Below are 11,772 nucleotides of genomic sequence, written 5' to 3' on the forward strand. Positions count from 1 at the left end.
CGTTCACATGCAGGGTCTTGATCTCCTACCGACCTTCGTACGTGATGTGCGCGATATGCGCGGGCTCACATCGGCGCCTGGGTAGTTTTACCAACAGTTGCCGGAGCAACCCTCAGCGTGAGGGTTCTCCTCCGGGAGGAGGAGATGCACGTCCCCGAACTCGTGCCAGAGGTAGCGCCCCCGCACCGCCGCCTCGTACCCCCGGCCGACCGCCGCCCGCCCCGCGACCGCCTCCAGCATCAGCAGATGCGACGCCTCCGGCTCGTGCAGCCCCGTCAGCAGCCCGTCCACGGCCCGTACGCCCCGCTCGGGCGTCACCACCAGGTCCGTCCACCCCCTGGCCGCCCGTACGACCCCTGAGGGCCCCGCCGCCGACTCCACGGCCCGCACCGCCGTCGTCCCCACCGCGATCACCCGCCCCCCACCGGCCCTGGCCGCCCTGATCAGCCGCGCGGACGTCTCCGGCACCGCGAACCGCTCCGGGAACGGCGGCTCATGCGCCTCCACCGACGCCACCCCCGTATGCAGCGTCACCGGCGCGAACTGCACCCCCCGGCTCACCAGCTCCGCCACCAGCCGCGCCGTGAAGGGCCGCGCGGCGCTCGGCATCTCCGCGCTGCCCGCCCCGTCCTCCGAGGGCAGCGCGAACACCGTCTGGTACGCCGTGAGCGGCTGGTCCCGTTCCGTGTAGACGTACCGGATCGGCCGCCCGTGCGCCCGCAGCAGCCCCGGCACGTCCGGATCGGACACCCGCGCCCACCACAGCCGCAGCCCGGCCGGACTCACCGGCTCCTCCAGCACCAGCCGCACACCCCCGGGCAGCGCCACCGCCGTCCCCTCGGGACCGCCCGCACGCGCACGCGTGGTGCCCCGCCCGTCCGGCGCACGCAGCTCCACCGACCACCGCCCGTCGTCCCCACGCGTGGAGAAATGGACCACCACATGTGCGGCCCCCAGCGTCCCGTCCACCGCGGCCGGGAGTGTCGGCGAGGTGTTCACCACCAGCAGGTCCCCGGCCCGCAGCAGCCGCGGCAGCTCCACGAACCGGTGGTGCGCCACCTCTGTCCCCCGCGACACCAGCAGCCGTACCGCGTCCCGGCCCAGCCCCGCCCCCCGCTGCTCGGCGGGCACCCGCGCGGACAGCTCCTCGGGGACCCGCAGGGCCAGCGTCACCGCACCCCCTCCAGCAGCGACGGCGCACAGTACCGGCCGCTCGCCGGCCGCTCGTCCAGCAGCCGCAGGAACGCCGGCACCACACTCCCCGGCTCCGGCCGCGGATCACCGTCCTCCGGAACCGCGGCGGCGTACAGGTCCGTCGCCATGTCCCCCGGATCGACCGCCCACACCCGCAGCCCCGGCTCCTCGGCCCCCAGCACCGCCGCCAGCTGGTCCAGCGCCGCCTTGGAGGCCCCGTAGCCGCCCCACGTCTCGTACGCCTCCGCCGCCGCGTCCGAGCTGATCACGACCACCGTGCCCGCGCCCGACACCCGCAGCAGCGGCAGCGCCTCCTGCACCAGCCCCAGCGCCGCCACCGTGTTGACCTCCAGCGCCCGCCGCAGCCCCGCCAGCGGCAGCTCCTCCAGCCGCACCAGCGGCTCGGCGCCCAGCGCGCTCGCGTTGCTCACCAGCAGATCGACCCCGCCCAGCCGCCAGGCCGCCGCGACCAGCGCCGCGCGGTGCGCCGCATCCGTCACATCCCCGGGAAGAGCCTCCACACGGGTGCCGTGCCCCGCGACGGCCTTCGCCGTCTCCTCCAGCACGTCCGCGCTGCGGGCGTCCAGCACCAGGTCCCAGCCCCGCGCGGCCAGCGCCTCGGCCAGCGCCCGCCCCAGCCCCTTCGACGCCCCCGTGATGATCGCTACCGGCATGGCACACGTCCCCTCGTCCTCGAACGCCGTTCGGTCCGGCGTGCCCCCACCGTAGGAACGGCCCCCCACCCGGCGCCTCGGGCGCGGGCCGCAGTCCGACGGGGCCCTTCGCCCTAAGCCGCCGACCCTGCGACCCGGGACCTAGGTCCCGAGGCCCAGACCAGGGCGGACGCCGGTCCGATCCCGCTGTCGGTGCCCGCCGGTACGGTGAAGTCATGAGTCAAGGCCCCCGGTCCGGCCTCGCCGCGGTCAGCGCCGCGCTGCTGGCCATGAGCAGGCACCTGGAGGTGCGCGACGTCCTCAAGACGATCGTCGCCTCCGCCCGAGAACTGCTCGACGCCGAGTACGCCGCTCTGGGCGTCCCCGACGACCACGGCGGCTTCGCCCAGTTCGTCGTCGACGGCGTCAGCGACGCCCAGTGGAAGGCCATCGGCCCGCTCCCGCGCCAGCACGGCATCCTCGCCGCGATGCTCCACGACGCCACCCCGCAGCGCCTCTCCGACGTCCGCAAGGACCCCCGCTTCGGCGGCTGGCCCAGCGCCCACCCCGACCTCGTCGACTTCCTGGGCCTGCCCATCCGCGACGGCGACGAGATCATCGGCGCCCTGTTCCTCGCCAACAAGAACTGCCCCCGGCCGCACGGCGGCTGCGGCTTCACCGAGGATGACGAGGACCTCCTCGCGATCCTCGCCCAGCACGCCGCCATCGCCCTCACCAACGCCCGCCTCTACGAGCGCAGCCGGGAACTGACCATCGCCGAGGAGCGCTCCCGCCTCGCCCACGAACTGCACGACGCCGTCAGCCAGAAGCTGTTCTCCCTGCGCCTGACCGCCCAGGCCGCCACCGCCCTCGTCGACCGCGACCCGGCCCGTGCCAAGGGCGAACTGCACCAGGTCGCCGCCCTCGCCGCCGAGGCCGCCGACGAACTGCGCGCCGCCGTCGTGGAACTGCGCCCCGCCGCCCTCGACGAGGACGGCCTCGTCGCCACCCTGCGCACCCAGATCCACGTCCTCGACCGCGCCCACAGCGCCCGCGTCACCTTCGTCGCCCACCGGATGCGCGCCCTGCCCGCCGCCCAGGAGGAAGCCGTCCTGCGGGTCGCCCAGGAGGCCCTGCACAACGCGCTGCGACACTCCGGCGCCCAGCGTGTCGACGTCGTCCTGGAGCGCCGCGAGGGCGGCGCCGTCCTACGCGTCCGTGACGACGGCGCCGGCTTCGACCCCCGTACCGTCCGCCGCGCGGGACGCCATCTGGGCCTGGTCTCCATGCGCGACCGCGCGAGCGGCGTCGGCGGTCGGCTGAGCGTGCAATCGGCGCCCGGCTCGGGCACCACGATCGAGATGGAGGTCCCCGGTGGCTGACGCAATCAGGGTGCTGCTCGTCGACGACCACCAGGTGGTCCGCCGGGGACTGCGCACCTTCCTGGAAGTACAGGACGACATCGAGGTCGTCGGCGAGGCGGCCGACGGCGCCGAAGGAGTCGCCCGCGCGGAGGAGCTGCGCCCCGACGTCGTCCTCATGGACGTCAAGATGCCCGGCATGGACGGCGTCGAGGCCCTGCGCAAGCTCCGCGAACTCGACCACCCCGCGCGGGTCCTGATCGTCACCAGCTTCACCGAGCAGCGCACGGTCGTCCCGGCCCTGCGCGCGGGCGCCGCCGGATACGTCTTCAAGGACGTCGACCCCGAGGCCCTCGCCGGTGCCATCCGCTCCGTGCACGCAGGACATGTGCTGCTCCAGCCGGAGGTCGCCGACGCGCTCATCTGCCAGGAGGAGTCCACCACCGGCCAGGGCAGAGGCGGCTCCCTCACCGACCGGGAGCGCGAGGTGCTCGCGCTGATCGCCGACGGCCGCTCCAACCGCGAGATCGCCCGCGCCCTCGTCCTCTCCGAGAAGACCGTCAAGACCCACGTCTCGAACATCCTGATGAAACTCGACCTGGCGGACCGCACCCAGGCCGCGCTGTGGGCCGTACGTCATGGTGTGACCGGATGACGACCGCTTCGCGACCGGCCCGTATCCGCTCAGGGCGGCAATTCGGAAGGTTCCGCTCCGGGGTGAGATTCATACCGTCGTGGGAATGTCCCCCGGATGGCGCATCCTCCGTGCCTCCCGGCCGTTCTCCATTCGTGCCACGGTGACTGCCGTGGCGATCGCAAGGAGGGCTTGAGAAGTGAAGAACCTGAAGAAGGCAGCGGCCGTGACGATCGTGGCCGGCGGGCTCGTGGCCGCCGGCGCCGGCATGGCCTCCGCCACGGACGGCGCCCTGGCGACCGGCAAGGCCGAAGCCTCTCCGGGTGCCGTGTCGGGCAATGTCATCCAGGTCCCCGTGGAGATCCCGGTCAACGCCGTGGGCAACAGCGTCAACGTCATCGGCGTGCTGAACCCGGCGTTCGGCAACCTCGGCGTGAACCACTGAGTGCCGTCCTAGCACAGCACTGACCTCCGGCCTCCCGGGCGCTCTCCGGGAGGCCGGTCCTTTTGTCCGCCCATTGATCCGAACGGGCAGTTGGACCGGCCCGACCGTGCCACCCGAGAGCCTTCCGCGTTGTCCAGCGCACGACCCGCGCCCGGGTCGCACACGCGACAGCAGGAGGAAACGCTTCTCATGAACATCGCCAAGAAGGCCGCCGTGGCCCTCACCGTCGCCGGTATCGCCGCCGGCGCCTCCGCCGGTGCGGCGGTCGCCGACTCTGGCGCCGAGGGCGTGGCCGCGAAGTCCCCGGGCGTCGCCTCGGGCAACGCCGTCCAGGTTCCCGTGCACATCCCGGTCAACGCCGTGGGCAACAGCGTCAACGTCATCGGCCTGCTGAACCCGGCGTTCGGCAACCAGGCGGCCAACGGCTGATCCACCCCAGCCGCACGAGGCCCCCGAGTCGACGACGACTCGGGGGCCTTTTGACGACGCACGACGACGCCCCGACAGCCCGCTTGCCCGTAGGCCCCTGGAGGACGACCCCGACAGCCCGCACGCCCCTGGAGGACGACCCCGACAGCCCGCACACCCTGGTGGACAAGCCCGCCGAGCCCGCAAACGAGCGCCACACCCGACGCCACCCCCGAACCACGCGCGACTCCCGCGCCCCAAGCCCCCCAAAACTCACCAGCCCCCGAAACTCACCGCCCCCCACCCCCCCACCTCACCGCACCCCCTTCTCCCGCTCCTCCACCACAGAGTTGTACGCCGCCACCTGAGCCCGCCGAGCCACCCGCTCCACCGGCCGCAGCGCGTCCCCCCGCGCCGCCAGCTCGGACGCACTCACCGCCCCACCACCCCCGTCCCCGCTCTCGGACGCCACGGAGATCAGCAGCCCCACCCGCCGCGCCAGCTCCAGCACCCGCACCGCCCGCGGCGGATACCCCGGCGCCAGCACCTCCCGACCGCGCTCGGCCCGCGCCCGGTACGCGTCGATCGCCGCCTCCGCCACCGGCCCCGACGCCGCCAGATCCAGCCGGGTCAGCAGCTCGGTCGCGTCCCGCAGCGCCTCCGCCAGCTCCCGCTCCGCCTCGCCCAGCGAGGGAACGTCCGCGGGCGGCGCCTCCCGTACGGCCAGACAGTGCCAGACGACCTCCACATGTACGTCGTCCGCGGGCCCGGCCTCCGTCACCTCCGGCACCAGACCGAACGCCGCCCCGTGACAGATCACCGCCTCCTCGGCGTCCATCGCCCGCGCGTTGAACTCCGGCGGCCCGCTCAGCCCGAGCGGATGCCCAGGCGCCGGCAACGCGATCCGCAGCCCCGTCGCACCGAGCGCGCGCAGCCGCCCCAGCGCCAGCGTCAGACCGACCGGCGCGGGCTCGCCGGGCAGCCCGGCCACCCGGTGCACGGCGTCCTCCCCGACGATGGCCAGCACGGCGTCATCCGGCGAAACAAGTCCGGCAAGCAGGGCATTTCCCCAAGCGGCAAGGCGTCCAGAACGCGGTTCCGAGAGCATGTGTCCACCCTAAGGACCGGACCGATGGAATGGACCGGGCAGCCGGTGGCGTAGATTTCGTAGAGGGCCTGTCCCACCGGCGCGGCGGGCCCGAGCCTAGGCGTACGCGACTGCCGAGACCGGCCACACTGCAAGGGGAGACAACGCGCTCATGAGCGATGTTCTGGAGCTTGAGGACGTATCCGTCATCCGCGAGGGCCGGGCGCTGGTGGACCAGGTCTCCTGGTCGGTCAAGGAAGGCGAGCGCTGGGTCATCCTCGGCCCCAACGGCGCCGGCAAGACCACCCTCCTCAACATCGCCTCCAGCTACCTCTTCCCCAGCAAGGGCACCGCCACCATCCTCGGCGACACCCTCGGCAAGGTCGACGTCTTCGACCTGCGCCCCCGTATCGGCATGGCCGGCATCGCCCTCGCCGAGAAACTCCCCAAGAGCCAGACCGTCTTCCAGACCGTACTGACCGCCGCCTACGGCATGACCGCCACCTGGCACGAGGACTACGACGAGATCGACGAGCAGCGCGCCCGCGCCTTCCTCGACCGGCTCGGCATGTCCGACTACCTGGAGCGCAAGTTCGGCACCCTCTCCGAGGGCGAGCGCAAGCGCACCCTGATCGCCCGCGCCCTGATGACCGACCCCGAGCTGCTCCTGCTCGACGAGCCCGCCGCCGGTCTCGACCTCGGGGGCCGCGAGGACCTGGTCCGCCGCCTCGGCCGCCTCGCCCGCGACCCGATCGCACCCTCCATGATCATGGTCACCCACCACGTCGAGGAGATCGCCCCCGGCTTCACCCACGTCCTGATGATCCGTCAGGGCAAGGTTCTCGCCGCGGGCCCCCTGGAGCTGGAACTCACCTCCCGCAACCTCTCCCTCTGCTTCGGCCTCCCGCTCGTCGTCGAGCAGATGGGCGACCGCTGGACGGCCCAGGGCCTGCCCCTGTCCTGACGAACCCGCCCGCACACCCCGGACAACCCTCAGAACACCCCGGAACAACCCCCGCCGAACCCCGGCCACCCCTCCGGCGACCCCCTGAACCACCCCGGACATCGCGCCCCGCGAAACCCTGAACTCCCAAGAACGCAGGGCCCAGCCCCTTTTGCACCCTGTCCGCCACCCGATCCGCAGTCATACCATTGACCATGTGAACGACATCGACGCATGGGTGTGGTGGCTCATCGGCGCGGCAGCACTCGGTATCCCGCTCGTGGTGACCACGATGCCGGAGTTCGGGATGTTCGCCGTCGGCGCCCTCGCGGCAGCCGCAGTGGCAGGGTTCGGCGGCGGTGTCGTCGCCCAGGTCCTGGTCTTCGTCATCGTCTCGTCCGCGCTGGTCGCCGTCGTGCGCCCGATCGCCGCCCGGCACCGCCGCGACAGCCCCCGACTGGCCACCGGAATCGACGCGTTGAAGGGCAGACAGGCCACCGTCCTGGAGCGCGTCGACGGCTCCGGCGGCCGGATCAAGCTGGCCGGTGAGGTCTGGTCCGCCCGCGCGCTGGACGCCGACCGCAGCTACGAGGCGGGCCAGCAGGTGGACGTCGTCGACATCGAAGGAGCCACGGCGATCGTCATCTGACCCCCACGGGACCTCAAGTGGACCGAACGTCCCCCGGGGCATACGACGGTCTGTCAGACTCGACCAGCAAGATCTTCAACAAGCATAAGATCTGCAACCGTAGGTCCGCCGAGGCGGAGAAGGGTACGGGCAGCGACGATGGAACCGGTCATCATCGTCTTGATCATTCTGGTGGTGTTGGTCTTCATCGCCCTGATCAAGACGATTCAAGTCATCCCGCAGGCCAGCGCCGCGATCGTGGAACGCTTCGGCCGTTACACGCGGACGCTGAACGCGGGCCTGAACATCGTCGTGCCGTTCATCGACACCATCCGCAACCGCATCGACCTGCGCGAACAGGTCGTCCCCTTCCCCCCGCAGCCGGTGATCACCCAGGACAACCTGGTCGTCAACATCGACACCGTCATCTACTACCAGGTCACCGACGCCCGCGCCGCGACCTACGAGGTCGCCAGCTACATCCAGGCCATCGAACAGCTCACGGTCACCACCCTGCGCAACATCATCGGCGGCATGGACCTGGAGCGCACCCTCACCTCCCGCGAGGAGATCAACGCGGCCCTGCGCGGCGTCCTCGACGAGGCCACCGGCAAGTGGGGCATCCGCGTCAACCGCGTCGAACTGAAAGCCATCGAACCGCCCACCTCCATCCAGGACTCGATGGAGAAGCAGATGCGCGCCGACCGCGACAAGCGCGCCGCCATCCTCCAGGCCGAAGGTGTCCGCCAGTCCGAGATCCTGCGCGCCGAAGGTGAGAAGCAGTCTCAGATCCTGCGCGCCGAGGGCGAGGCCAAGGCAGCAGCCCTCCGCGCCGAGGGCGAAGCCCAGGCGGTGCGTACGGTGTTCGAGGCCATCCACGCCGGAGACCCCGACCAGAAACTGCTCAGCTACCAGTACCTCCAGATGCTCCCGAAGATCGCCGAAGGCGACGCCAACAAGCTCTGGATCGTCCCCAGCGAGATCGGCGACGCCCTCAAGGGCCTGTCCGGCGCCATGGGCAACTTCGGCGGACTCGGCGGCGGCTCCGCCACCCCCGGCGACACCAGCCCGAAGCCCCCGGCACCGCGCCGCGAGAAGCCGTCGATCGACTGACGGACCCGCGCCGCACGCCCACACAGAAAGTTCCCCGCACCCCCTCACCGGGGTACGGGGAACCACACGACACACCTCACACCCAACCGGGCCCCTCGTAGAACGATCTAGGCCGCCACCGAGTTCAGCCACTCAGGCAGCGCCTCATAGTCGTCCTGGGCCAGCGCCAGCAGCATCGCGTCCGCCGGAGTCGGCTCGAACGGCTCCCGCAGCAGCGGCATCCCCGCCTCCGACGGCGTCCGATTCGCCTTGCGGTGATTGTCCTCCGCGCACGAGGCCACCGTGTTCAGCCAGGTGTCCCCACCGCCCTTGGACCGCGGCATCACATGGTCCACGGTCGTCGCCCGCCGCCCGCAGTACGCGCACCGGTGCCGGTCCCGGACCAGCACTCCCCGCCGCGACCACGGCGCTTGTCTTCGGAACGGCACCCTCACATACCTGCACAGCCGGATCACCCGGGGCGCCGGTATGTCCACGGCCGCACCACGCATCCGAAGCTCGGGGTGGGCCTGCTCGACGACAGCCTTGTCCTGGAGCACCAGAACGACGGCGCGGTTCAACGTCACCGTCGACAGCGGCTCGAAGCTCGCATTGAGCACCAGCGTGTCGCGCATGATCCAGCCCACCTCCCGTGTCGCACCCGGCCCACTTCTGGCGGGCTGGGATCAACTCTGGCCGGGCACGCCGAGATGGACAACGCAATATCCGCTGCTCCGCGAGGTGGCCTCGAAAGGTGGCCCCCACGCCCCCGGGAACAAAAATGCCCGCCCCTGATCACTTCCAAGACCAGAGGCGGGCAAACGTTCGGTGAACCTTGGACCGGTCAGCCCTGCCCGGCGTTCTCGAACTCACCGATCAGCTGCGCCCGCGCCAACGCATGGAACCGCAGATGGAAACCGACCACGGCCGGACTGGCGTCCGCGTCGGGACCGAGCTTCTCCTGATCCACCGCGTACACCGTGAAGACATAGCGGTGCGGCCCGTCCCCCGGCGGCGGCGCGGCACCTCCGAAGTCCTTCGTCCCGTAGTCGTTGCGCGCGTGCACCGCACCGTCCGGCAGCCCCGCGAACCCGCCCGTGCCCGCGCCGGCCGGCAGCTCCGTCACCGAGACCGGGATGTCGAACAGCACCCAGTGCCAGAACCCACTGCCCGTCGGGGCGTCGGGGTCGTAGCAGGTCACGGCGAAGCTCCTGGTCTCCGGCGGGAACCCCGCCCACCGCAGTTGCGGCGAGACGTTGCCGGCCGCGAAGACCTGAGCGTCCTTGAGGGTCCCGCCCTCCTCGACGTCCTCACTCGTGACCGTGAAGGCGGGCACGGGCGGATGGAAGTCATGGGGCAGGGGCCGCCTCTTCGGCTCGGTCACCTCGGTACCTCCTGATCGGATGGTTCAGTCGCCCCCGAGCCTAGAACCAGTTCCGCTTCGAGCCGACCTCGGACAGCCACTGATTGATGTACGCCGCCCAGTCGGTCCCCTGGAAGTCGTGCAGCCCCACCTGGAAGGAGCGGAATGTGTCGCTGCCCTCACTGAACAGCCCCGGCTTCTTGTCCATCTCCAGCACCACGTCCATGGTCTGGGAATCGGCGACGAAGCTCAGCTCCACCTGGTTCAGCCCCCGGTACTGCTGCGGCGGCAGGAACTCGATCTCCTGGTAGAACGGCAGCTTCTGCCGCGTCCCCCGGATGTGCCCGCGCTCCATGTCCGCGTTCTTGAACCGGAATCCCAGCTGGATGAACGCGTCCAGCAGCGCCTTCTGCGCCGGCAGCGGATGCACGTTCACCGGGTCCAGGTCGCCCGAGTCGACCGCACGCGCGATCTCCAGCTCGGTGCTCACCCCGATGTGCATCCCCGGCAGCGCGTGTCCGTCGATCATCGTGATCGGCGTCTCCCACGGGATTTCCAGCCCGAACGGCACCGTGTGCACATTCCCGGCCACCAGCTCGAAGGCGCCCCCCAGCCGCAGCTTCGCGAACTCGATGTCCTGCTTGTACTCCGAGTCCTGCGTCTCCACCTCGACCTTGGCCTGAAGCCCGACCGACAGCGCCTCGATCTGCTGGTTCACGGACCCGCCCTGAATCCGTACCTCCCCCTGCACGACCCCGCCCGGCACGACATTCACCTCGGTCAGCACGGTCTCGACCGACGCCCCACCGGCACCCAGGCTCGCGAGCAGCTTCTTGAACGCCATGACACTCCCTCTCGCGCGGCGAGCGCGCGGTCCTCAATCCATCTGGTCCCTGACCCCTACAAACGCGATCCGGCGATGTCCGGTTCCGCTGCACTACTCTCGGACGGCGTGACCGCGACCCCCGACCGTACGCCCCTGCCCAGGCGATTCTTCGACCGCCCCGTACTGGAGGTCGCCCCCGACCTCCTGGGCCGCATCCTCCTGCGCACCACCCCGGACGGCCCGATCGCGGTCCGCCTCACCGAGGTGGAGGCCTACGACGGCCCCAACGACCCCGGCTCCCACGCCTACCGGGGCCCCACCCCCCGCACGGCCGTGATGTTCGGCCCACCCGGCCATGTGTACGTCTACTTCACCTACGGCATGTGGCACTGCATGAACCTGGTCTGCGGCCCCGACGGAACCGCGAGCGCCGTCCTGCTCCGCGCCGGCGAGATCGTCGAGGGCGAGGAACTCGCCCGCAAACGTCGAATCTCAGCCCGAAATGACAAGGAACTGGCCAAAGGTCCCGCCCGCCTCGCCACCGCCCTCGACGTGGACCGGACCTTGGACGGCACCGACGCCTGCACCCCGGGCGAAACCCCGCTCCGCATACTCACCGGCACCCCCGCCCCCACTGACCAGGTACGCAACGGCCCACGCACCGGAGTCTCCGGCCAGGGCGGCGACGGGGAGATCCACCCCTGGCGCTTCTGGATCGCCAACGACCCTACGGTGAGCCCCTATCGGGCCCACGCACCCAGGCGCCGCTCAAGTTGACGCGACCACGGAAGGTGCGTAACGTGGCCCGAGCCGCTGAACCGGGTACTGCGCTTGTCAGCAGCCGGAGCGGCCAACCCACTAGCTACATGAACCCTGACCGGGGTCAATTCAGTCATGCCCGCATGCCTGAATTCGAATGCCCTGAACCCCGATTATGAATCGGGCGGGGATTCCGCTAGCGTAGTGAATGTCGAAAGGCCGCCGGGTGAATAGCCCAAAGCCCCAGACAATCCCGCCGACAGGGAATCGGATCGAGAAAAGGATCTGATAGAGTCGGAGACACGAAGGGAAGCGCCCGGAGGAAAGCCCGAGAGGGTGAGTACAAAGGAAGCGTCCGTTCCTTGAGAACTCAACAGCG

At 70.9% G+C, this 11,772-nt stretch carries 14 protein-coding genes; 8 read left to right on the forward strand and 6 right to left on the reverse strand.

The window, feature by feature from the left end; translation table 11 throughout:
* Positions 1-87 precede the first annotated feature (87 nt).
* Both AB0D49_RS31440 and AB0D49_RS31445 read right to left on the reverse strand, forming a co-directional pair.
* Positions 88-1,173, reverse strand: a complete 1,086-nt coding sequence (locus AB0D49_RS31440; RefSeq protein ID WP_362763927.1) for an S-adenosylmethionine:tRNA ribosyltransferase-isomerase — start codon at positions 1,171-1,173, stop codon at positions 88-90.
* A complete protein-coding gene (locus AB0D49_RS31445) occupies positions 1,170-1,868 on the reverse strand; it encodes an SDR family oxidoreductase (RefSeq protein WP_362763930.1) in 699 nt (232 codons plus the stop codon). The genes AB0D49_RS31440 and AB0D49_RS31445 overlap by 4 nt, the downstream gene beginning before the upstream one ends.
* Positions 1,869-2,083: 215 nt before the next feature.
* Here AB0D49_RS31445 and AB0D49_RS31450 point away from each other — a divergent pair, with 215 nt between their 5' ends.
* From AB0D49_RS31450 to AB0D49_RS31465, 4 genes are all read left to right on the forward strand, one after another.
* Positions 2,084-3,229, forward strand: a complete 1,146-nt coding sequence (locus AB0D49_RS31450) for a GAF domain-containing sensor histidine kinase (protein ID WP_362763933.1) — start codon at positions 2,084-2,086, stop codon at positions 3,227-3,229.
* On the forward strand, positions 3,222-3,863 hold the full coding sequence (locus AB0D49_RS31455; protein ID WP_362763936.1) for a response regulator transcription factor: 642 nt from the start codon (positions 3,222-3,224) through the stop codon (positions 3,861-3,863). The genes AB0D49_RS31450 and AB0D49_RS31455 overlap by 8 nt, the downstream gene beginning before the upstream one ends.
* Positions 3,864-4,041: 178 nt before the next feature.
* Positions 4,042-4,287, forward strand: a complete 246-nt coding sequence (locus AB0D49_RS31460) for a chaplin (RefSeq protein ID WP_362763939.1) — start codon at positions 4,042-4,044, stop codon at positions 4,285-4,287.
* A gap of 189 nt (positions 4,288-4,476) precedes the next feature.
* Entirely contained in the window at positions 4,477-4,716 is a 240-nt protein-coding gene (locus AB0D49_RS31465; RefSeq protein WP_362763942.1) for a chaplin, read from the forward strand.
* A 292-nt stretch (positions 4,717-5,008) separates the two neighbouring features.
* Here AB0D49_RS31465 and AB0D49_RS31470 read toward each other — a convergent pair whose 3' ends face one another.
* A complete protein-coding gene (locus AB0D49_RS31470; protein ID WP_362763945.1) occupies positions 5,009-5,803 on the reverse strand; it encodes a hypothetical protein in 795 nt (264 codons plus the stop codon).
* A 151-nt stretch (positions 5,804-5,954) separates the two neighbouring features.
* Between AB0D49_RS31470 and AB0D49_RS31475 the strand changes: the two genes are divergently transcribed.
* The 3 genes from AB0D49_RS31475 (at position 5,955) to AB0D49_RS31485 (ending at position 8,466) form a co-directional block, all read left to right on the forward strand.
* Positions 5,955-6,746, forward strand: coding sequence for an ABC transporter ATP-binding protein (locus AB0D49_RS31475; protein WP_362763948.1), 792 nt, complete (start codon positions 5,955-5,957; stop codon positions 6,744-6,746).
* A gap of 196 nt (positions 6,747-6,942) precedes the next feature.
* Positions 6,943-7,374 carry an NfeD family protein gene (locus AB0D49_RS31480; protein WP_362763951.1) on the forward strand — a complete coding sequence of 144 codons (432 nt, stop codon included), beginning with the start codon at positions 6,943-6,945 and terminating at the stop codon, positions 7,372-7,374.
* A gap of 138 nt (positions 7,375-7,512) precedes the next feature.
* The gene (locus tag AB0D49_RS31485; RefSeq protein ID WP_362763953.1) at positions 7,513-8,466 is read left to right on the forward strand and encodes an SPFH domain-containing protein; all 954 of its coding nucleotides are present in this window, start codon (positions 7,513-7,515) and stop codon (positions 8,464-8,466) included.
* Between the two features lie 107 nt (positions 8,467-8,573).
* Here the strand turns inward: AB0D49_RS31485 and AB0D49_RS31490 are convergent, their stop codons facing one another.
* The 3 genes from AB0D49_RS31490 to AB0D49_RS31500 all read right to left on the reverse strand — a co-directional run bounded on the left by AB0D49_RS31490 (position 8,574) and on the right by AB0D49_RS31500 (position 10,652).
* Positions 8,574-9,080: an HNH endonuclease gene (locus tag AB0D49_RS31490; RefSeq protein ID WP_362763956.1), complete on the reverse strand. Its 507-nt coding sequence runs from the start codon at positions 9,078-9,080 to the stop codon at positions 8,574-8,576.
* 209 nt (positions 9,081-9,289) lie between these two features.
* On the reverse strand, positions 9,290-9,829 hold the full coding sequence (locus AB0D49_RS31495) for a YbhB/YbcL family Raf kinase inhibitor-like protein (RefSeq protein ID WP_362763959.1): 540 nt from the start codon (positions 9,827-9,829) through the stop codon (positions 9,290-9,292).
* Positions 9,830-9,869: 40 nt separating this feature from the next.
* Positions 9,870-10,652 (reverse strand): sporulation protein, encoded by a 783-nt coding sequence (locus AB0D49_RS31500; protein WP_362763961.1) that lies wholly within the window; start codon positions 10,650-10,652, stop codon positions 9,870-9,872.
* Between the two features lie 108 nt (positions 10,653-10,760).
* Between AB0D49_RS31500 and AB0D49_RS31505 the strand changes: the two genes are divergently transcribed.
* A complete protein-coding gene (locus AB0D49_RS31505; RefSeq protein WP_362763964.1) occupies positions 10,761-11,411 on the forward strand; it encodes a DNA-3-methyladenine glycosylase in 651 nt (216 codons plus the stop codon).
* Positions 11,412-11,772: the final 361 nt, after the last annotated feature.

Origin of the sequence: Streptomyces sp. NPDC048290, from assembly GCF_040652095.1 — a bacterium.
Lineage (GTDB): Bacteria > Actinomycetota > Actinomycetes > Streptomycetales > Streptomycetaceae > Streptomyces.